General features: G+C 43.4%; 17 protein-coding genes and 8 tRNA genes. 13 read left to right on the top strand and 12 right to left on the bottom strand.

From position 1 onward, the window contains the following. Positions 1 to 278 precede the first annotated feature (278 nt). Entirely contained in the window at positions 279 to 1,247 is a 969-nt protein-coding gene (gene moaA / locus ACFI6L_RS16715; protein WP_156078142.1) for a GTP 3',8-cyclase MoaA, read from the top strand. Between the two features lie 128 nt (positions 1,248 to 1,375). Beyond that, a complete protein-coding gene (locus tag ACFI6L_RS16710; protein ID WP_371342745.1) occupies positions 1,376 to 1,903 on the top strand; it encodes a GNAT family N-acetyltransferase in 528 nt (175 codons plus the stop codon). Between the two features lie 45 nt (positions 1,904 to 1,948). On the opposite strand, the gene ACFI6L_RS16705 is transcribed toward ACFI6L_RS16710, so the two are convergent. The 5 genes from ACFI6L_RS16705 to ACFI6L_RS16685 form a co-directional block, all read right to left on the bottom strand. After that, entirely contained in the window at positions 1,949 to 3,571 is a 1,623-nt protein-coding gene (locus tag ACFI6L_RS16705; RefSeq protein ID WP_462574444.1) for a response regulator, read from the bottom strand. A gap of 245 nt (positions 3,572 to 3,816) precedes the next feature. Then, positions 3,817 to 3,892, bottom strand: a tRNA-Val gene (locus tag ACFI6L_RS16700). Between the two features lie 37 nt (positions 3,893 to 3,929). Continuing rightward, positions 3,930 to 4,005 (bottom strand) — tRNA-Val (locus tag ACFI6L_RS16695). Between the two features lie 37 nt (positions 4,006 to 4,042). Beyond that, positions 4,043 to 4,118: transfer RNA gene (locus tag ACFI6L_RS16690), tRNA-Val, on the bottom strand. Between the two features lie 38 nt (positions 4,119 to 4,156). Next, positions 4,157 to 4,232: transfer RNA gene (locus tag ACFI6L_RS16685), tRNA-Val, on the bottom strand. Between the two features lie 885 nt (positions 4,233 to 5,117). Here ACFI6L_RS16685 and gltX point away from each other — a divergent pair. The 8 genes from gltX to ACFI6L_RS16645 all read left to right on the top strand — a co-directional run bounded on the left by gltX (position 5,118) and on the right by ACFI6L_RS16645 (position 10,299). After that, entirely contained in the window at positions 5,118 to 6,527 is a 1,410-nt protein-coding gene (gene gltX / locus ACFI6L_RS16680) for a glutamate--tRNA ligase (RefSeq protein ID WP_462574443.1), read from the top strand. An 85-nt stretch (positions 6,528 to 6,612) separates the two neighbouring features. Next, a tRNA-Ala gene (locus ACFI6L_RS16675) sits at positions 6,613 to 6,688 on the top strand. Between the two features lie 93 nt (positions 6,689 to 6,781). Beyond that, a tRNA-Glu gene (locus tag ACFI6L_RS16670) sits at positions 6,782 to 6,857 on the top strand. A gap of 156 nt (positions 6,858 to 7,013) precedes the next feature. Next, positions 7,014 to 7,089 (top strand) — tRNA-Glu (locus ACFI6L_RS16665). Positions 7,090 to 7,246: 157 nt separating this feature from the next. After that, positions 7,247 to 7,322, top strand: a tRNA-Glu gene (locus tag ACFI6L_RS16660). 348 nt (positions 7,323 to 7,670) lie between these two features. Beyond that, complete coding sequence (locus tag ACFI6L_RS16655) at positions 7,671 to 8,576, top strand: M14 family metallopeptidase (protein ID WP_039225759.1); 906 nt, start codon at positions 7,671 to 7,673, stop codon at positions 8,574 to 8,576. A gap of 277 nt (positions 8,577 to 8,853) precedes the next feature. Beyond that, positions 8,854 to 9,042: a DUF1289 domain-containing protein gene (locus tag ACFI6L_RS16650; RefSeq protein ID WP_014948927.1), complete on the top strand. Its 189-nt coding sequence runs from the start codon at positions 8,854 to 8,856 to the stop codon at positions 9,040 to 9,042. A 318-nt stretch (positions 9,043 to 9,360) separates the two neighbouring features. Beyond that, positions 9,361 to 10,299 carry a tRNA-dihydrouridine synthase gene (locus tag ACFI6L_RS16645; RefSeq protein WP_462574442.1) on the top strand — a complete coding sequence of 313 codons (939 nt, stop codon included), beginning with the start codon at positions 9,361 to 9,363 and terminating at the stop codon, positions 10,297 to 10,299. Positions 10,300 to 10,328: 29 nt separating this feature from the next. Here ACFI6L_RS16645 and ACFI6L_RS16640 read toward each other — a convergent pair whose 3' ends face one another. Together ACFI6L_RS16640 and ACFI6L_RS16635 are read right to left on the bottom strand one after the other, a co-directional pair. Further along, the gene (locus tag ACFI6L_RS16640; protein WP_462574441.1) at positions 10,329 to 11,303 is read right to left on the bottom strand and encodes a transposase; all 975 of its coding nucleotides are present in this window, start codon (positions 11,301 to 11,303) and stop codon (positions 10,329 to 10,331) included. A 601-nt stretch (positions 11,304 to 11,904) separates the two neighbouring features. Then, the gene (locus ACFI6L_RS16635; protein ID WP_014976079.1) at positions 11,905 to 12,561 is read right to left on the bottom strand and encodes an arylesterase; all 657 of its coding nucleotides are present in this window, start codon (positions 12,559 to 12,561) and stop codon (positions 11,905 to 11,907) included. A 16-nt stretch (positions 12,562 to 12,577) separates the two neighbouring features. On the opposite strand from ACFI6L_RS16635, the gene ACFI6L_RS16630 reads away from it, so the two are divergent. Both ACFI6L_RS16630 and ACFI6L_RS16625 read left to right on the top strand, forming a co-directional pair. Next, entirely contained in the window at positions 12,578 to 13,276 is a 699-nt protein-coding gene (locus ACFI6L_RS16630; protein ID WP_061485322.1) for an ABC transporter ATP-binding protein, read from the top strand. Then, the gene (locus ACFI6L_RS16625; protein ID WP_462574440.1) at positions 13,277 to 15,799 is read left to right on the top strand and encodes an ABC transporter permease; all 2,523 of its coding nucleotides are present in this window, start codon (positions 13,277 to 13,279) and stop codon (positions 15,797 to 15,799) included. Between the two features lie 328 nt (positions 15,800 to 16,127). Here ACFI6L_RS16625 and ACFI6L_RS16620 read toward each other — a convergent pair whose 3' ends face one another. Continuing rightward, entirely contained in the window at positions 16,128 to 17,024 is an 897-nt protein-coding gene (locus ACFI6L_RS16620; RefSeq protein ID WP_462574439.1) for an epimerase, read from the bottom strand. A gap of 23 nt (positions 17,025 to 17,047) precedes the next feature. Further along, positions 17,048 to 17,416, bottom strand: a complete 369-nt coding sequence (folX, locus tag ACFI6L_RS16615; protein ID WP_012517852.1) for a dihydroneopterin triphosphate 2'-epimerase — start codon at positions 17,414 to 17,416, stop codon at positions 17,048 to 17,050. A gap of 73 nt (positions 17,417 to 17,489) precedes the next feature. On the opposite strand from folX, the gene ACFI6L_RS16610 reads away from it, so the two are divergent. Further along, positions 17,490 to 18,530 (top strand): AI-2E family transporter, encoded by a 1,041-nt coding sequence (locus ACFI6L_RS16610; RefSeq protein WP_014948934.1) that lies wholly within the window; start codon positions 17,490 to 17,492, stop codon positions 18,528 to 18,530. A 248-nt stretch (positions 18,531 to 18,778) separates the two neighbouring features. Here ACFI6L_RS16610 and ACFI6L_RS16605 read toward each other — a convergent pair whose 3' ends face one another. Genes ACFI6L_RS16605 through ACFI6L_RS16595 form a run of 3 tightly spaced genes read right to left on the bottom strand, consistent with a single transcriptional unit; the run spans position 18,779 to position 21,052 of the window. After that, positions 18,779 to 20,110 (bottom strand): ATP-binding protein, encoded by a 1,332-nt coding sequence (locus tag ACFI6L_RS16605; RefSeq protein WP_101563961.1) that lies wholly within the window; start codon positions 20,108 to 20,110, stop codon positions 18,779 to 18,781. Then, positions 20,107 to 20,781, bottom strand: coding sequence for a response regulator transcription factor (locus ACFI6L_RS16600; RefSeq protein WP_462574438.1), 675 nt, complete (start codon positions 20,779 to 20,781; stop codon positions 20,107 to 20,109). The genes ACFI6L_RS16605 and ACFI6L_RS16600 overlap by 4 nt, the downstream gene beginning before the upstream one ends. Position 20,782: 1 nt before the next feature. Further along, positions 20,783 to 21,052, bottom strand: a complete 270-nt coding sequence (locus ACFI6L_RS16595) for a PepSY domain-containing protein (protein WP_014948937.1) — start codon at positions 21,050 to 21,052, stop codon at positions 20,783 to 20,785. Positions 21,053 to 21,490: the final 438 nt, after the last annotated feature.

The following is a 21,490-nucleotide window of genomic DNA, read 5'->3' as shown; positions in this document are numbered from 1 at the left end:
GATTCAAAAAATCGCTTTTCGTAAACGTTGTAATAGATATTGAGCTAACCTGCTCGTGTAGGGCGATTTTCGCTTTTTGAAGTACGTTTTGAAATAGGCTAGAGATTAAATTGGTCTTATTTATAGCGATGAATGTGTTTAATTTTGGTTTCACCGCGCGTACACTAGAGGTAGTTTAATTTAGTTACCTTGTTATTTACTCAATGTCTTACTGGCTTTTGTTAGATTGAGAAAGCCGTGAATTGAATGACTAAGCAGCACAGGATTAAGGAGTTAGTTTGTTAGAAGATAGTTTCGGTAGACAGTTTCATTATTTACGTTTGTCAGTGACCGAAGCGTGCAACTTTCGTTGTCAGTACTGTTTGCCAGACGGATATGAAGGCCCGACGAGCGATCAGTTTATGACGCTAAACGAAATTGATACCTTGCTCAAAGCGTTCGCTAAGCTAGGTACGTCGAAAGTGCGCCTAACAGGCGGCGAACCAACGCTGCGAAGAGACTTTCTTGATATTTTACAGCTAACAAGTAATACGCCTGGTATCGAACGTGTAGCGATGACAACACACGGAGCGCGAATGGAAAAGTTTGCGCATCAGTGGAAAGAAGCAGGGTTACACCAAGTAAATGTAAGTATTGACAGTTTAGATCCCCGTCAGTTTGCCGCTATAACAGGACAAGACAAGCTTAAAGCTGTACTTCGAGGGTTAGACGCAGCGATTGATGCCGGCTTAGACGTGAAAGTGAACTCTGTCTTACTCAACGATTTTTCAGATAGCCGTCTTCATAGGTTTCTTGCTTGGCTAAAAGATATGCCAGTAACGCTCCGGTTTATAGAGCTAATGGAGACAGGCAACTTAAATCAGTTTTTCAATAAGCAACATCAAAGTGGTACGCCGCTAAAAAGTACGTTGTTAGACATGGGCTGGCAGCCTTTGTTGCGTAGAAAAGATGCGGGGCCAGCGCAAGAGTTTTACCACCCTGACTATGCCGGTAAAATTGGCTTAATCATGCCTTACAGCAAAGATTTTTGTAAAACTTGTAATCGACTACGTGTTTCTGCCCCAGGAAAGCTACACCTATGCTTGTTTAGTGAAAACGGGATAGACATGAGACATCTTCTTGCCACTGGAAATGTGGATGAAGTGGTCGCTTTTTTACAAGATGTGCTGGGTCAAAAACACGAAACACACTATTTGCATGAAGGTAAAACAGGAGCAACCAAGCACCTTGCCATGCTGGGAGGCTAGTTAATTGGCTCTACGTTAAAGGAAAATGTAGGGCAAAATAAATACATCGAATAAGTTTGGTTTGTTGTAAAAATGAGCTATATTCAGCGGTGTAAGTATATTAAAAATAATAACGATAAAGGAAGTATATGCATATCAAGGACAGTGCGCGTCTTTCCTACCATTATATCACCGAACAAGACGCAGACTTTTTATGGGAGCTCGACCAAGATGAGCTTGTCATGAAATATATCAACGGTGGCAAGAAGTCTTCTAAGGAAGATATTCGGGAAATCTTTGTTCCTCGTTTCCAAGCCTATTCCAATCCAGCTCTAGGGTGGGGACTGTGGCGCGTGGAAACGCTAGTCGAAAAGGAAAGCATTGGTTGGATTTTGGTTCGACCCTTTGGCTTTTTTACTCAACACCCCGAAAGTGACAATATGGAACTAGGGTGGCGTTTTAAGCGCCATACGTGGGGCAAGGGCTACGCAACAGAGGCTGCGCAGTCTGTTAAAGAAGCGCTGTATGATATAGGTGTTGAAAAATTCTCTGCTATTGCTAACCCGCAAAATAGTGCGTCTATCAATATTATGAAAAAGCTAGGAATGACGTTTAGTCACGAGCTTGAGTATAAAGACAAACTCTATCACGAGACAGTAGTCGTCTACTCTAATTAAGTAAGCGTGTTGGTATAAGAAGGGCGAGGGGAATAACTGACGTTATCATTCGCTCTTTAGAATGCTTTTCACGTTCTCGTAGCGAGAATACTGATCTTCTGACAAAGCTGCCGACTCGAGTGTTTCTCTACATTTTTTGATGGCCGAAAGGGTGTCGGGAAGCATAGGCGCGTTAGCTTTTCGGGCCCTTACTATTGCTTGAAGGTAGTTAAGCGCAATAGAGGGATTTTTAGGCATGACGCGGAACGCTTGAGCAAATGTTGTGTAAGACTGCTCTAAATTACCCCGTTTATACTGTGCAACGGCGGTGTTGTTAAGTATTTTAGGGCTTAGCGTAATCGCTTCTTTTTCTTCTTTCTCTTGTTTTAAATAGGTGGCCATGAGGTTTAATTCATCGTTCTCCTCATCCTGCCTTGAGGAAATGGCGTCTAAAATCGCAAGGGACTCTTTCTTCATTCCTACTTCATGAAGGGCTTTGGCTCTATCAAGCAAGGCTTCTGTGGAGTGGTGTTGGGCATGATCTGTGTGAAAATCTGACAACAGCATTTGTGCTTTCACTGTGTCGTCTTTCAAATAATGAAGACGCGCGTCAATCACCGTCAGCTCATCGTTTAAGGCTGCTTTCGGGTGAGCCTTTTTCAACTGTCGCAAATACTCATTAGTTTGTTTAACTATGCTGTTTACGTGTTCGGGCTCAGATGTCATAGCAAAATCAACACCCGCTCTTGCGGCAGTTAAATAAATATCTGGCTTGTCATGGATAGAGTCTTTCGCGTAGCGCACCACCTTTTTAGCGCTGTTAAACTGACTTTCGTAATCATGGGTGATCCGCGCCAAATTTATCGCTAACTTATGTCTAGCAATGTTTTGAGGTGAGATATTGCACGCCAGCGAAGTACACTCCAGCGCGTCGTCAAAAGCTGACTGCTTAATTTGCAGTTTGGCGAGTAAGTCATAGGCCTCAAGCGCAGAGTCAGGTCGCATCGCTAACTGGATAACTTCTCTTTCGGCATCGTCTAATTCATTGAGTGCCAACAGACTCTTCGCGATCCCCATTTTTGCCCAGCTAAAATCTTGAACGTTAATTATCGATTCAAAGAAGGCTACGGCTTCTTGAAACCTTTCCGTGATAATCAACAAATCGCCTTTAATCTTCATCGCTAGCGGAAAGTGTTCGGCTTGCTCAGGCTGCAATAGAAAGAACTCAACCTCGGCCAGGGCTTTTTCGTAGTCCTTTTTATCCATGAATGAATAGATAATCTTTAGCGCTTTTTTTCTTGATAAAACTCTGGAAAGTCGCCTGTCTAACTCGTTAACCGAAAAAGGCTTAGCGATAAACTCATCCGGCTGTAACTCTATGATGGCGTGGACGACTTCTGCTGAGGTATCTGCACTGGTGAAGATGAATGCGCTGGTAAGGGGTAGTGATTGAGTTTCGTTTAGTTGCTCAAGTAAAAAATAACCGCCTTGTTCAGAGCGCAAATTATAAGAGCAGATAATGGCGTCATAATCATGTTCTTGCAGTGCCGAAAGGGCATGAGAGGGCCTATCAACATAGTTCATGTTCTTGAAACCTAACTGCTCAAGTGCGTAGTGCATATGGCTTTTCGCCAGCACCTGGTCTTCAGCAATTAACAACTTAGTATTTCTAGCTAAGTGTAGTTTCATCAATTAGTAGCCTCTGAAACATGAGAACCCTTATTTTTCTTACCATATCACGGTAAGTACACCTTAAGTATAGTTCTTTATGGAGACTATCGCATAATGGAAGCTGCTCGTAGCTGAATTTCATTACTGGTTATTGATAATGATTGCTGGATTTGGTGTAGGAGTAGCCAAAATGCTTTAACGTGACAACGACTAAACATAGTTAGATTGTTGTGTTTCTAAAGATTGAGATATATTGAGAGGGATGGTGGACGCTACTGGGCTTGAACCAGTGACCCTCGCCTTGTAAGGGCGATGCTCTCCCAACTGAGCTAAGCGTCCGTATTTTTGATTTCACTATTTAACCACGGTGAGGAAGTGGTGGACGCTACTGGGCTTGAACCAGTGACCCTCGCCTTGTAAGGGCGATGCTCTCCCAACTGAGCTAAGCGTCCATATTTTTGATTTCACTGTTTAACCACGGTGAGGAAGTGGTGGACGCTACTGGGCTTGAACCAGTGACCCTCGCCTTGTAAGGGCGATGCTCTCCCAACTGAGCTAAGCGTCCATATTTTTTGATTTCACTGTTTAACCACGGTGAAGAAGTGGTGGACGCTACTGGGCTTGAACCAGTGACCCTCGCCTTGTAAGGGCGATGCTCTCCCAACTGAGCTAAGCGTCCATATTTCTTTAAAGCTTGCCTAAGCAAGTGGGGCGGTATTATAGAGTCGGTTCCGTTAGTGTCAACAATAAAATTAAAGAAAAATGACTGTGTGCCCGAATTTTAGACACTCTGGCTGCATCTTAACTAAATTGATGAAAAGAACAGCGTTTTTAATCGCATTCTGAATTCATTGATAAACAAAAACTGCAGCGTGGTTTTTTTCGAATCGGTTGGAATTGGACAGACACTTGCTTCTTACTAAGAGTTGAAACGGGAGCTTGGGTGTAATTGAAGTGGACAGTTACTTATTTACCACAAACATATAATTAAATTGGCTTCGCACAATGGACACACACTCATTTTTTAAAAGAAGAAGTGGCAAACAAGGACAAAGTGCAAGCGCAAAGTGGACACCCACTTATTTTTTCGTAGCTTAACGCTAGTAAAACTAACACAAATAAAAGTGGTGCTTACTTTATTCTTGAAGTATCAATTGAATTACCAAGTGGACAGTCACTTAAAAAACACGCAACGAAAAAACAAAGGAGAGAAGGAGAAAGGACAGACACTCACGTAAACCTGATAAAGTGCGTGCAGTATCTTTTTATTCAAAGTACCTGGTCTTTTCGGACACCCACTTACTTTTTTGAAGCTATTATCGGTTCTGTCACTCTCTGATCGTTGGACTTATCTGAGTGTGTGTCCACTTCAGCAAGAAATGAATTTTGAAAAAGTGGGCTTCAACAATAAGTGTCTGTCCACTTTATAGCTCACTTTCTTCGTACCATCTAAACTACTTCACGGGATTTCTTTTTCCTTCTATTCTTATCTTACTTTTGAAGTCGCGCGGACACTGGTAGAATGCGCCCAACTTTAGAAATACATTAACAATAGAGAGTGACCATGTCGGTTGTTACACGATTTGCACCCAGCCCAACAGGCTATCTTCACGTTGGCGGCGCACGAACTGCGCTTTATTCTTGGCTTCTTGCTAAAAGCAAAGGCGGCGAGTTTGTTCTTCGTATTGAAGATACAGATATCGAGCGTTCAACTGAAGAAGCAAAGCAGGCCATTCTAGACGGAATGCAATGGTTAGGTTTAACGTGGGATACGGGTCCAATCTATCAGACTGAGCGTTTCGATAGATATAAAGAACTTATTCAGCAGCTTTTGGATGAAGGTAAAGCGTATAAATGCTTTATGAGCTCTGAAGAGTTAGATGCGATTCGTGAAGCGCAAAAAGAACGTGGTGAGAAGCCTCGCTACCCAGGTACGTGGAGAGACAGAACTGATCATCCAGAAGGTCAGCCTTTTGTTATCCGCTTCAAAAACCCTCTTGAAGGTAAAGTGGTAATTAATGATCACGTGCGTGGAAAAATCGAGATTAGCAATACTGAGCTAGACGATCTTATTATTCAGCGCTCTGACGGTACCCCTACATATAACTTCTGTGTAGTTGTTGATGATTGGGACATGGGTATTACTCACGTAGTTCGTGGTGAAGACCATATTAATAACACGCCACGTCAAATCAATATTCTTAAAGCGCTTGGTGCACCTGTTCCAGAATATGCTCACGTTTCTATGATTTTGGGTGATGACGGCAAGAAGTTATCTAAGCGTCATGGCGCTGTAAGCGTGATGCAATATCGCGATGATGGTTTCCTACCGCAAGCTGTGCTTAATTACCTTGTTAGGTTGGGGTGGTCTCACGGCGACCAAGAAATTTTCTCAGTTGATGAAATGATTGAGAAATTCAGCTTAGATGCCATTGGGCAATCTGCATCGGCATTTAACACAGAAAAGCTAATCTGGTTGAATCAACACTACATTAAGACATTGCCAGCCAGTGAAGTTGCGTCACACGCTAAATGGCACTTTGAAGAGTTGAATGTTGATTTAACGACAGGCCCTGCGCTCGAATCTATTATCGCTATTCAGGCCGATAGAGTAAAAACGCTTAAAGAATTAGCTGAGATTTCTACGTACTTTTATCAAGACTATGAAGATTTTGATGCGAACGCAGCGAAAAAACACCTTCGTCCAGTCGCTCGCGGCCCATTAGAGCTTGCTAAAGATAAATTAATGGCAATTGAAGAGTGGAACCCAGAAAATATTCAGGCTGCTATAAATAGTACAGCCGAAGAATTGGAAGTGGGCATGGGGAAAGTAGGTATGCCGCTGCGTGTAGCTGTGACAGGTGGTGGTAATTCACCGTCGTTAGATATCACGTTGAATCTTATCTCAAAAGAGAAAATTGGCGAGAGAATCGACAAAGCGCTTACTTTTATAGCAAACAGAGAAAATTCATAAAAAAAGCGTTGACATGACAGGGGGGGATGCCTAGAATGCGCCCCGCTGTCACGGAACAGTCACACAAAATGACTGGTACCATGATGGGGCCATAGCTCAGCTGGGAGAGCGCCTGCATGGCATGCAGGAGGTCGGCGGTTCGATCCCGCCTGGCTCCACCAAGTCACATTGAGATGTGGTTTGATATAGGCTGAAGTTGTTAACGCAGCTTCGGACTGAAAAATTCGAAAATTTAGTTTCGAAGAAAGAATTCAGTCCCCTTCGTCTAGAGGCCTAGGACACCGCCCTTTCACGGCGGTAACAGGGGTTCGAATCCCCTAGGGGACGCCATATTATCGCGTCACAGTCGATTAAAACTGTGAAATAGGCTGGAGTTGATTAATCAACTTCTGACTGAAAGTTTCAGTAAGGAAAGGTCGCTCAGTTCGCTGACTCACTTTTCCTAACTGAAATCTCGAAAGCGGTGCTTTCGACAGAAGATTTTCAGTCCCCTTCGTCTAGAGGCCTAGGACACCGCCCTTTCACGGCGGTAACAGGGGTTCGAATCCCCTAGGGGACGCCATTTTATCGCGTCACAGTCGATTAAAACTGTGAAATAGGCTGGAGTTGATTAATCAACTTCTGACTGAAAGTTTCAGTAAGGAAAGGTCGCTCAGTTCGCTAGCTCACTTCGCCTTACTGAAAATCTCGAAAGCAGTGCTTTCGAAAGAAGATTTTCAGTCCCCTTCGTCTAGAGGCCTAGGACACCGCCCTTTCACGGCGGTAACAGGGGTTCGAATCCCCTAGGGGACGCCATATCGAAAAAACCAGCCATTCGGCTGGTTTTTTTGTTTCTGGCTTAAAACTTTGTGGACAGACACTGCAATTAAATCTGTAAGCAAATAGATGCAAAGCCATTTTAAGAAAGCTTCAGTGGACAGACACTCTTCTTTCCCTCTTTAAACCATCTACCTAGACATACACCGATCATTTTCATCGGAATTTGCAATTCTTACAAAATAGGCGTCAACGCCTTCGCGCAAGTACTTTTCAGAGGTTCAATGCGTAAAGAACTCATGTCACAACCCTTTAAGAAACTTTTGTGTGATAGATACGTGAGCTTGTTGAACTGTTATGATCTAAAAAATACAAAAGAGGTGTTATATGCAGAATTATCCAATTGGAACTCCTGGTGAGCCGTGGGGCGAAGAAGAAAAAGCCCAATGGAAAGCACAGCAGACTGTGAAAAGAAGCTATCAGGAAGAAGTACTTAATAAACTCTTCAACATTATCCCTGAAGGCTTTGAGTTAAAGCAGTATGGCGCACTTCCTTATGATACAGCGCGTTACCCACTATATGTTGTCATTCCCAAGAGTTTTGACGCTGAAAAGCCGTCTGCACTCGTTACAGGCGGTGTTCACGGCTACGAAACCAGTGGTGTGCAAGGAGCGCTTCAATTTATTGAAACAAAGTTGGCTCAGTACGCGGAGCAAGTAAATATAGTTGTGGTGCCATGTGTAAGTCCTTGGGGATACGAGTCGATAAATCGATGGAACCCAATGGCATTAGATCCGAATCGCTCGTTTTACAGTGATTCTCCTGCACCTGAGTCTGCTCAGCTTATGCAATTAGTATCTGACTTAGCGTTATCTCTTACGCTTCATATTGATTTGCATGAAACGACAGACACGGACAATAGTGAGTTTAGACCAGCACTGGCTGCGCGGGATGGGGTGACCCATGATAACTGGAACATTCCAGATGGTTTCTATACGGTTGCTAATACTCCAAGCCCCCAAATAGAGTTTCAAAAAGCAGTTATTGAGGCTGTGAAAAAAGTAACGCATATCGCACCGGCCGATGAAAACGGAAAGATTATAGGTGCAGATGTGGTGAGTGAAGGTGTAATTTGCTATGACAAGAAGTCGTTGTACCTTTGTGGAGGTATGACAGATGCTAAGTACGTCACAACTACAGAAGTCTATCCCGATAGCGATAATGCGACACCCGAAAATTGCAATGATGCTCAGGTGGCCGCAATTTGCGCTGCACTCGATTATTTAAATTAGACGCTTGAACGTTTAGACGTCTAGATGTATATTTGAGCCTCTTTTTTAGGAGGCTCTTTGTGTTTACTTATTCTGCGGTTATTTACGACGGTAAAAAGCAAAATTTAGTGAGGTATGACTGTGGGACAGACACTGAGTTTTCCTCATATCTTGAATCGCGCTTTGGTTGTCATGTCTGTTTGTGGTCCTATAAAGAGCTATCAGAAACTACAATGGCAGCTATCGCAGCTTCGCGAGTACAGAGTAAAAAAGACGGTCTGGATAAAACAGAAGCTTTATGAACTTAATTTCCCCATGTGTAGCCTTGTGCAAATTAACCGAAGAAGACATTTGCATTGGGTGTAAACGTACGATTGAAGAAATCATTAATTGGCGGACATACACCGATAATCAAAAGAAGGCCGTATTCACTCGCCTTGAAAATTTAGAAAAGGAAGCCGCTACCCAGTCACAGCCTCGTAAGTAGGCAAAATGCGGATTTCTATCAATACTCTCTACGAACGAACGAACGAACGAACGAACGAACGAACGAACGAACGAACAGACACACAAGCTTTCTCCATTCGTACAAAATTAGAAGCCAGTATCATTCTCACATGAATTAAAGTGTCTAGCGGACAGACACTTACTAAATTTAAATAGCTGCAATTTAAAACCACCTTAAATGCACCTTAAATAGACAGTCACAGAAGTTGAAAAACTAAGCATCAAAGCCTGGCTGATATAAGTGCTTTTTGCTAAACTCCCGCGCCGATTTTATGTTCTATAAACTGAGATTTTTGCAATGAAAGTAATGCTTGCCCCTATGGAGGGCGTTGTCGACCACTTAATGAGAGATATGCTCACTCGCGTGGGTGGTTTCGATCAGTGCGTTACTGAATTTGTAAGAGTGGTCGATCAAAAGTTACCAAAGAAAACGTTTTATAGACTTTGCCCTGAGCTTCACAATGGTGGCAAAACTCCGGCAGGTGTGCCTGTCCGAGTTCAATTATTAGGACAACATCCACAGTGGCTTGCAGAGAATGCACAAACAGCAATAGAGCTGGGCTCTCCTGGTGTTGACCTAAATTTTGGTTGCCCTGCCAAAACAGTTAATAAGAGTAAGGGCGGGGCGGTTTTGTTGAAAGAAACCCAAACCCTTTATGACATAGTGAAAGCTGTAAGGGACGCTGTTCCTGCAGAAATCCCAGTTTCAGCCAAAATCAGACTAGGTTTTGAAGACAAATCTTTAGCTATCGAGAATGCTATAGCTATCACTGAAGCGGGCGCTTCTGAGCTCGTTGTTCATGCGCGGACCAAAACGGAGGGATATAAACCACCGGCTTATTGGGACTGGATAGCGAAGATAAAGCAACACACCGATATTCCACTTGTTGCAAATGGTGAAATTTGGAACGCTGAAGACGCTAAGCGATGTCAGAGCCAATCGGAGTGTACCAACCTTATGATTGGACGAGGTGCATTGGCAATGCCTAATTTGGCGCTGAGTATTAAAGAGGGTGTAGCACCTATGCCATGGTCTGAACTGGCTGCTTTGCTGATTCAGTACTCTGGCTACGAAATTTTTGGTGATAAGGGCAAATATTACCCCAACCGAATTAAGCAATGGTGCGGCTATCTGAAAAGACAATACCCTGAAGCTGAAGTTCTGTTCAACGACATAAGGCGCCTAGCGAAATCTCAGGACATTGTTGATGTGCTTGCACGCCAAGCCGATATTTAGCCAAGTACTTTTGCAATGGTGTTAGAGGTTCACGACAGATACCTTTGAGCATTTGCAACGTTTGGGCGACATGCCCTTTGGCAGCATCTGGCGAAATTCTCCATCATCTCGGGGCAACCGACAGGCCCAGTAAAAAGTGTTTCAAAATTACTAGTTACTAGCTGCCAGTTCTCTTTTGTCATTCCAAGCTTACTTAGCAAGCGGTTGGGAAGCTTTGGGACTTTGCAGGTATTGGTATTACTCTCTGCATTCATCGTATCAGTGATAAGCTGCAAATAATCGGTAAATGCGAAGGGCAACGGCACTGTGTTCTTGTGGTGACTATCGCTAAAGGGCATCAAAAACTTAGGCGTTTTATTCGAGCGTTTGGCATTCAACCGATATTGGATACTAGTATGGTGAGAGTTGCTTAGCGTCGTCGCTATTTTTGCTCGAATGGGATTTAAATCGACGTAAGCCATTACACTGGCCAGTGCTTTCTCATCGAGTATAGCTTGTGACCTAAACCTTCTTTCCCAGAAATAGCCCTTACATTCATCTTCTTTGTTAGCTCTTCGAGCAATATATTCATTGAGCATACGCATAAACCAGCTGATGCTTTGAAGTCGCTCTCGATATAAAACAGATAATGATTTCAATTCAGCAAGTTCTTCTGACGTTACAGAATCAAAGTTTTCTAAATATCGCTGCACTACGGGCGGGCATTTATAAAACATCCTCCACCGAAGCAAGACCTCATCCATCGTCCAGCCTTCAGCTCTGCCTTTTGCTATATGTAATACCACATGAATGTGATTGTGCATAACAGCGTAGGCGCATAGGTCGATGGCAAAAGCTTGAGAAAGCTTATGAAGCCTGTCTTGAATCCACTTTCTTCTATGCTCATAGTTTATGCCAGTGCGGGCATCGCGACCACAAAGGTAAGATTGCCTCACGCAGCGAGAAACGCAGTGGTAATAAGGTGTAACATCAGTATTTATTTGCTTGTAACGAGGTAGAGGCATATCCGTATCCCATAGTTATTTATTGACATTATGAGATTTACGGCGTCAATTTTAAGTGGTCTTTGGGACAGTTTTAGGAGGAGATTACTTCCAATGAGTGCACTTTCAATCAAATATCATAAAGAGTCTCAGTTGAAGTTAGATAATTAGAACTGAAAATCTTGGACAGACACTCGAGCTTAATAGCGGATAGACACTCATCGTTGCATCAAACAGATTAAAAAAAAAGGACAGACACTCTTATTTAGTAAGTGTCTGTCCTTTCTAATTTCTCTCTAATTCCCTTATTTAGCACATGCGCCTCTGCTTACTAGGAGACTAGACAATAATCTGAACGAGTGTCTGTCCCTAATAGTTTTTAATAAGAAGGAGTTTAAACATATACATCAACCCTAGAACCCACACGCCCATCGTTAGTGTTTGAGGTCTGCTGTGTGCTCTGAGGCTGAGTCTCGCGACTTTCTTGCACATTACGGGGCTCAACCTGTTGAGTAGGTCGCTGTGGCGATTCTAAGACAGTGGAAACAGGAGACGAATTAACAGAAGAAACGTCCATAAACAAACCTCGCATTTAAAAAATCACTTAATAAGATTAGCACAATTATTGAGCGCTAAGAATTAAACTTCTTAAGTGTCTGTCCATAAAATTAGCGATCAAAGGCTGTGCCTCAGCATTGGGATGAATACCATCGTTTTGCATTAAGTCCTTATTGAGCGCTATTTCTTCAAGGAAAAATGGAATTTTTTGAACGTCCTGAGCTTCCGCGACTTTATTGAAGTTTTGAGTAAACATCTGCGTATAGCGCTTGCCATAATTAGAAGGAATTTGCATTTCTTGCAGAAACACTACGGCTTTACTCTCTTTCGCAACACTTACCAGTGAATCTAAATTATCCCTAATCTTACCGATATTATGGCCCTGAAGGCCGTCATTACCGCCCAGCTCAATCAATACATGGGTAGGGTTGTGTTGCTCTAATAAACGGGGAAATCGCGCTAAACCGCCGTCAGTAGTCTCTCCGCTTACCGCAGCATTTACAATATCAATCGGAATGTTGTCGTCTTGCCACATCTTTTGTAACAAACTGACCCAACCCTCATGTTGCTGTAATCCATAAGCCGCGGATAAACTGTCACCTAAGATAAGTAAAACCGCATTTTCGCTTGTGTCGCTCTGCTCGGCTTGATCTGATAGCGCTTGAAAGGGTATTAAAAGAATAAGTAAAAAAGCGTACAAATAACGAAATTTAACAAACACGAATTGATGACCTCTTATGATAAAAGCTAATGCTGTAACCAAAGTAGTGGATACGAGTGAAGGTTCACTGCAGATCCTTCGTCCTATTTCTTTTGAAGTCAAGTCTGGTGAGTCCATTGCCATTATTGGCGCGTCAGGCTCGGGTAAGTCAACCCTTTTGGGCTTGTTAGCTGGACTTGACCAAGTTACAGAAGGGGAAATTTTCTTAGATGGCGAAGCACTTCACAGCATGACTGAAGAAGATCGCGCGATTTTAAGAGGAAATAAAGTAGGCTTCATTTTTCAAAGCTTTATGTTAGTTCAAAGCTTAACAGCGTTAGAAAATGTGATGCTACCGGCAGAAATTGCAGGGCTTGATAACCCAAAGGCACTAGCTTTGGATATTCTAGAGCAAGTCGGATTGAAACATCGCGCACATCACTTTCCTAATCAGTTGTCGGGGGGCGAGCAACAGCGCGTTGCCATAGCGCGAGCATTTATTACCTCTCCCAAAATACTTTTCGCCGATGAGCCTACCGGCAACCTAGACGCCAAAAATAGTGAAAAAATCGAAGCGCTGTTGTTCGAGATGAATAGAGAAAAAGGCACAACTCTCGTACTCGTAACTCATGATAACGAGCTTGCGGAACATTGTGACAGGCAACTCACTATGAATGCTGGCGAATTAGTTGAAACAACTGGCGCGAACACAATGAATAAGAAAGAGGCGGTTTAGATGTCGACGTCTTTTAATTTAGCTTGGCGGCTTTTCAAGCATGAAGCTAGACGTGGTGAACTGACCATCATATTGCTAGCCATTGTGCTTTCTGTGGCAGCCGTATTGTCGCTGTCACTTTTCAGTGAGCGTTTACAGGGCGCACTAAAGTCTCGCTCTGCAGCATTCATTGCAGCAGATGCGCAACTTCGCTCAGACGATCCTATAAACGAGGAGTGGTTAGCTAGAGCCCAAGAAGAGGGCCTTGCGACGGCAAAGCAGGTGGCAACACGTTCAATGGTATTTAAAGGCGACGAGATGTCGCTTGTTGATTTACGAGCCGTGAATGACGCTTATCCACTGAAAGGGACAGTCAATATTACCGACCAGCCTTTTGGAGAAAAACGCAATACTGCAGAATTACCGCAGTCTGGGGAAGCATGGGTACAGTCTCGGCTTTTTCAGAGCTTGGGACTTTCTATTGGCGATAGTATCGAAATTGGCGACGGCACTTTTACCGTTACGCATGTATTGGTAGATATTCCCGATGCTGGTTTTAGCGTGTTTAATACTGACCCTATTGCGCTAATTAACTTAAACGACTTGGAAAAAACTGCGATAACCGGGCCAGGGAGTCGCGCTCGTTATGTGGGCTTTTTTGCCGGTGATGCGGGTGACATAGAAAACTTCAATACCTGGTTATTGCCCCAATTAAATGACGACTTACACTCGTGGCGTACAGTCGAAGATGACGAGTCAGCGATAGGGCGTTCTGTCGCAAGTGCTGAGCGCTATTTTCTGTTAGCGAGTTTGTTAGCAATAGTATTAGCGGCCGTTTCCATTGCCGTTGCTGCTCAGCGTTATGCTCAACGTCACTTTGATCCCGTAGCAATAATGAAGACCTTGGGGGCAACAAGCAGCACCATTCGAAAAGTCTATTTGTTCCAAATTTTATTTATCACTGGGCTTGGTATTTTTATTGGCCTCGTTATAGGATTTATCGGTCAGCAAGTGGTGGTTTCACTTGTAGCGGACAGAGTGGATGTATCTCTTGACGTGTGGCATTGGCGCCCGCTTTTAATCGCCGTTGCTACAGGCGCTACGTGTGCATTGCTTTTTTCCTTATATCCGCTTTTGCAGCTTTTTTCAGTTCCCCCGCTTCGCGTATTAAGAAAGGACATATCAGCGAATTTACGTTCCAGAAGCATTCAGTTCGTGGCATCAGGTGGTGCGATATTTTTATTGATGTGGATGTATAGCCGCGATTTAAAAATTAGCGCTATTCTTTTCGTTTCCGGCGCTGCGTTGGTGCTCGGATTACTTGGTGCTACGTATATCTTAATTGCAGTAGGTCGCAAGCTGGGCAGTGGAAGAATGGGGGCGTGGCAGTTGGCATGGGCACGTATTAAGCGACGTGCAATGGACAACAGCGTGCAGCTTATTAGCTTTTCCGTCACTATTATGTTGCTTTTAGTGGTGCTGGTAATGCGCAACGATATGGTTTCGCAATGGCGCTCGCAACTGCCCGAAGGAACACCGAACTACTTCTTAATAAACATTACGCCGGATATTCAACCCGAGTTGGACAGACACTTCGCTGACAATGGCGTAAAAATTGAAGAGTTTTATCCTGTCATTCGAGGCCGATTTGTTTCGGTAAATGGAGAAGGGGTAAACACCGAGGTTTCTAAAGAAGATGAGCCGAATCGAGAAGGCCGGAGAGGTTTAGGCAGAGAAGCAAACCTAACTTGGAGCAACACGCTTCAAAAAGAAAACGAGGTCATTGACGGGAACTGGCATGGCGATGAGGATAAACACTACAGCGAAGGATGGTTCCCGGTTTCCGTTGAAGAAGGCGTTGCAGAAAGGTTGAACATTAAAATGGGCGATCGGCTTACTTTTAATGTGGGCAGCGAGATTGTCGAAACGAAAGTAACGAGTATTCGTACTGTGAATTGGCAGACTATGCAGCCTAACTTTTTCTTCGTTATTCACCCTGAGGCAATGGCCGCATTTAGCCCAACTTATATTACTAGTTTCTACCTTCCTACCGAGAGAAAGGCAGAGTTAACAAACCTACTTAAACCGTTTGCATCAATAACTATGTTCGACGTTGATGCTCGAATTAATCAATTGCGAGAGATTGTTGATCAGGTGTCTGTTGCCGTTGAATTTATTTTGGTGCTGGTATTGTTAGCGGGCAGTCTGGTATTGATTGCACAAGTACAGGCGAGTATGGATGAACGCAGACAGGAAATAGCCATACTTCGGACGCTAGGTGCAAAGGGGGCGTTGATAAGAAAAAGTGTTATTTTTGAGTTTGTTATCATTGGTGTAGTAGCAGGCTTTATGGCAGCAATGGCCAATGAGTTGAGCCTTTTTTTACTTCAAACCTCTGTATTCCAAATGGAAGCAAGCTTACACCCAGAATATTGGGCAATAGCGCCAAGCGTTGGCGCTGTCGTTGTAGGCATATTAGGTGCGTTTGGATGCTGGCGTTTGCTTACACTTAATACCAGTCAGATGCTGCGGAATATGGTTTAGGTATTGTTGCGTTAGTTTAAAATGCGCTTTAATACAAAACGGACAGACACTCGGTTAAGTGCCGTTTGGATTAAGGGCATTGGACAGTCACTCAATTCAAATGAGTGTCTGTCCACTGTATATTTCACAGCAAAGTTCGCTAATTACGAAAGAGTGGTTTTCGCGAAGAGTTTAAAAAGTACTCTGGTTTGAGAGTGGATAGAAGTTTTTGAGGCCTGTGACTAAGCAAAGTGCCTCGCGATAATGTTGTGCAATAAATGTGGACACACACTTGCTTAGCAATTCAAGTGACTGTCCACAAGGCACATAACGAATTTCAGTAATTCAACTATGCGCGATATATTTCTCTTAGCGCCTCGTCGATAGAAGGGAAGTCAAAACTGAAGCCGGCGGTAGTAAGCTTTTGAGGAATGACTCTTTGCCCCTCAAGTATCATCGTCGACGATTCGCCCATTGCTACTTTCATAACAGAGCCCGGGACATTGAACAGGCAAGGTCGGTTAAGTGATTTTGCGAGCGCTTTAGAGAACACCTTGTTCGTGACAGGCTCCGGTGCCGTTAAGTTAAATGCACCAGAACATGCACTATTCTCGAGCAAGAAGGAGATAGCACGCACCATATCTTGTAAGTGGATCCAGGCCAAATACTGACTACCACTCCCAAGTGTACCTCCGGCCCCCAGTTTAAACGGTAGAGCCATTTTCCCTAACGCACCGCCTTTTTCGGCGAGAACTACACCAGTTCGAAGCGTTACGACACGTGTCTTAGCTTGATCTACACTTTGGGCAATAGTCTCCCATTTAGCGCACAGTTCATGGGTGAACTCGTTATGAGGAGGAGTTTCTTCAGTTACAAGCTTGTCTCCTTGATTGCCGTAGTAACCAATCGCGGAGCCCGATAAGAAAACAGGCGGAGGCGCATCACAACTATTTATTTTTGAGACTAGCTCAGAAGTGATGTCCCAGCGGCTATTGCAAATTATTTTCTTTTGAGTGTCTGTCCAGCGCTTATCGGCGATAGGCTCACCAGCTAAATTAATTACTGCGTCGAAACTTTCAAAATTTTCTATCGAAGATACGTTCTCGACGATTTTGACGTTATCCCCCAATTTGCTCTTTGCTTTTGTAAAGTCGCGAGAAATCACCGTAAATTCATGTTCTCGAGAATATTGACGAATAAATTCGCTTCCTATCAGCCCTGTTCCACCGGTCAAAAGAATGTTCACAATTAGCTCCTCGAGGTATGACCTTATCCCGTCTTATTGCAAGATAGTGTCAGGGACACGGAATCAGAAAATCTAAGGGCATGTGGCTTATCGACCTCAACCTCAGCGTAGCGCACCGAAGAATGTTCTGCGGCAATGCTTAGCACATCGGCGGTAAGTTTTTCCAGAAGAGAAAAACGGTTGTCTTCTACAAGCTTGATGATTGCCTTTGTAATCGTTTTGTAGTTAAGCGCATCACTCATATCGTCGGTGTTCGTCGCTTTTTCAGCGTCGTAATCAATTTTCACGTTAACAACAACGTCCTGCTTGTTTTTTATTTCATCTTCATTGATGCCAATGTATGTGCGTAGTCTTAGGTTTTTAATTTTAATAGTGGCAAGATTAAAGTTCATTGAAGTCTCTTGTTTGTAGTTGTTTATAAGTCGTTGTAAAGTGTTGTCGTTTCAGTCAGGAATGTAGCACAAAATGTCAATGGAACTACGCTCGCCAACAGCAAAAATTCTAATCGTTCTAGCATGTTTAGTAGTGGTAATGGCTGGTATTAAAGCCGCCAGTACGATCATGGTACCGTTTTTTCTCTCTATTTTTATAGCGATCGCGTGTAGCCCAATAATACGTTGGACCTCGAAATTCGGCGTGCCTAAATGGCTCTCTATAACTTTTGTTATACTGCTTATCGTTGTTTTTGGTTTTCTTTTAGCTGGTTTAGTCGGCCAGTCTATGACCGAGTTTCGAGAAAATCTGCCAGAATACAGAAGTAAGCTTGATACAGAGTTTGCCTGGGTTGTGTCCAAATTGGCTGAATTTAATATTCACATCAATAGAGAGTTAATTGCTTCGCACCTTGATCCAGCGACGGCTATGTCTGTAGCAACAAATTTCATCAGCGGGATGGGCGGCGTACTTTCAAATCTCTTCCTTATTCTTCTTACTGTCATTTTCATGCTTTTTGAAGCTGACAGTATTCCACGCCGGTTGCATATTGCCCTTGCCGATCCTGGAATGAAACTAAAGCATATCGACAGATTTATTCGTTCTGTGAACAGTTACTTAGCGATAAAAACTGTGGTCAGTTTAGGAACAGGTCTGATTATTGGTATTTGGCTGTATGTGATGGGGGTAGATCATTTCATGCTTTGGGCTGTGTTGGCTTTCATGCTCAACTTTATTCCTAACATTGGCTCAATTATCGCTGCTGTGCCCGCAGTGTTGATAGCCTTTGTTCAACTTGGCCCTGCCTCAGCAGGTTTCGCAGCGCTTGGCTTTGTGCTTGTTAATACCATTATGGGAAATATGGTGGAACCTCGATTGATGGGTAAAGGCATGGGGCTCTCTACACTTGTGGTATTCCTTTCGCTAATATTTTGGGGGTGGCTGCTAGGCACCGTTGGAATGTTGCTCTCAGTTCCGTTAACCATGGTGGTAAAAATAGCATTAGAGTCTCGCGAGGAGAGCAAGTGGCTTGCGGTGCTGTTATCGAGTGAAGGTGAGAAGTCTGCGTCGTAACTTAGTGTAAGTAGAAAGTGGACAGACACTCAATCGATTTAAAAAAATCTCTCATTGGTTTCTAGCTAAACAGTCAGTTGAGAATGTGTCAGTCCCCCCAAACTTTTGTGCAAGATTAAGTGTGTGTCCACTTTCCATACGCCCCAACTTTTGTAGGAACTCAAGTGTCTGTCCACTCTCATATTTGAGCAATTGAAAGCTCAAGGATTTAACGGTCATGCACAAACTTCGTTGTACTTCTTAAAGCACTATTCGTGATTGGGAAATTGAATAACGATACGAGCACCGCCAAGCGAACTGTCCTCGATGAGCATTCTACCTTCGTAGATTGAAACTAAATCGGCCGCCAACGCCATGCCTATTCCGTGGCCTTCTGTATAGGTATCAAGTCGAGTTCCTCGCTCTAACAAAAGCACTTTTTTGTCGTCAGGAATACCAGGGCCGTCGTCTTCTACTTTAATTGTTAGCCAACCAGCACGCTTCGACGCTGATACGATAATTCTATTGGTCGCTGCTTTGCATGCATTGTCTAGAAGGTTGCCACATAGTTCCATGAAGTCGGTCTCGTCTCCTTTAAACTGAGTATCCTCATCCAGTTCAAACTCAATAGTAAGGGCTTTATCTTGATAGACCTTGTCCATTGCATCGGCAAGCTTGTGCAAAATGGGTAGTATATAGATAGCTTGTTGCCAGCTAGATTTTCCAGCACTCGCTCTTTTCAGCTGGCGTTTAATGATTCGGTCAATTTGCTGTAATGCTTCGTTTACCTCAGTAGGTAAATCGCTAGTGCCCGATGCTACTGCCAAAGGCGTTTTTAAACTATGTGCTAAGTCTCCTAAACTGTTTTTATATCTCGCCCTTTGGGCGGCCTCAGTTTGAAGCAAACCATTAATGGATTGTTTTAAGGAATCGAATTCAACGGGATAGCGTGATTCTAACTGGCGTTTATGTCCACTTGAGGCTTGTGAAATTTCGTCAATTAACTTCCTAACAGGAAGAAGTACTAGGCTAATCCCGATAATAATAAAAATTAGGAGCGCTATACAGAGCGTGAAAATCCACTGCCACGTCGTGTCTAAGAATGTATTCCGCTCTGCTTCAAAAAGTGCTTTATTGTTAAATATATAAAACCGAACAGGCTCGAAGTCTCTACTTGAAGCAAATTCCGCAGTAAAGGCGTATACAAAAAACTCGGAATCTTCTTCAAACTTAGGTGTATGAGAATCCAAAAATAACTCGTTACCGACTGCAACGTCTATCTCAGGTGGTGCAAAGGTATATTCAAGAGCTGAGGCTGACTGCCAAATTACTTCGTCTCGAAACACAATCACGCCAAGATAACCTGATCCCGGAAGGTTTAACTGCTCTTCGTATAAAATTTCAGGCATATAGGGCAGGTCGCCATCTAACTCGAAAGCCGATAACAGACCTAAGTTCATCAACCTAAGCTCACTCATCTTGGCTTGCGTAAGGCTATCAGTATATGCCTCGTCTAAAATGACAACAGTAAAGGGCGCAAATAACGCTAGAAGAACAATCGCTAGAAAGATACTCCGAAGACGTAGCGACAATTGCCTCATAAACTTCTATTTATCCTATAGCCTCTACCTCGAAGGGTTTCGATTGGCTTTAACTCACCGGTCGGGTCCAGCTTTTTCCGCAGTCTTCCAACGAAAACCTCTATGACATTACTATCTAAATCGAAATCTTGGTCATAAATGTGCTCGGTTAGCTCTGTTTTTGAGATGACCTTTTGCGGGTTAAGCATAAGGTACTCCATGACTTTGTATTCGTAAGCTGTTAGTTCCAGAGCTTGACCGTTTAACGATAGTTCTTCACTAACGGTATCCAGTGAGATAGGGCCGAACTGAATGGTTGGGTTCGCTTGTCCTGAAGCTCGTCGAATTAGTGCTTTTGTTCGAGCAAGTAACTCTTCGTTATGAAAGGGTTTGGTGAGGTAGTCATCGGCTCCGGCATCAAGGCCTTCCACTTTCTCTTGCCACCTATCTCTAGCAGTTAAAATGAGTATAGGGCAGGAAATATCAGCTTGACGGGCTTTTCGTATAACCTCAAATCCGTCTAGCTTTGGCATGCCGATGTCGACGACAGCCAGGTCATAGCTATATTCTTTAATGAGAAAAAGCGCGTGCTCACCATTATCTGCGAGGTCTACGCTATAGCCATTTTGCTGAAGGAGCGCATCAAGCTGGGTTAATAATCTGCTATCGTCTTCGGCTACGAGGATACGCATGTTAGTCCTTATCTTTATTTGTTTTTACCTTGCCTGAGCGTTTGTCTACATCTACTGATACTACTCGCCCTGACTTTTTAAGTACTTTTACCCGGTAGTTTTTTGAGGTCTGTTCAACTTTTAAGACGCGTCCATTTACAGCAACGCGAGCACGCTCAGCAGCTTCGCTTTTTGATATATCGCCGCCAGAGTCTTGAAACGCCAAAGCTGGCGCTGTGTTAGACAAAGCTAACACTAAACAAACTACTGCAACACGAAGCGATAATTTCATACAACCTCACAATTATTATCCCACTCAGGCCAAACTACAGATAAGTATAACTTGGTTAACTGAACCGATTCTGAACTGGGTTTAGTCTACCTTGCGGAGCAAAAGCTGTATATAAGCCTTAAGTAAATGGCATTTACGAAAGAGCAAATATTGTGAATGAGCAATTATTGTGGACAGACACTTAGTTGCTAAGAGGCCGGAAGTCAAAATGAGAGTGTCTGTCCACAAGTCTATTTCTAAGCTTCAAAGTGACGCATATATTTAAGTGCTCTCGTTAGTAAGTCATATTGAGTAATCTTTACTCCTACTTTGAAAAAGTGTCTGTCCACTTTGTTGATTGTTATTAAGGGGGACCAATGTTTATTGTGCAAACGAATGACTGTCCACGGTTTTTGTAAATTAGTTCACAACGCTCATATGGATGTATGAGTGTGTGTC

The sequence above is a fragment of the Alteromonas sp. G4i35 genome (assembly GCF_054960375.1).
The sequence above is the reverse complement of the archived record's forward strand: the minus strand, read 5'-3'. Positions and strand labels throughout refer to the sequence as shown.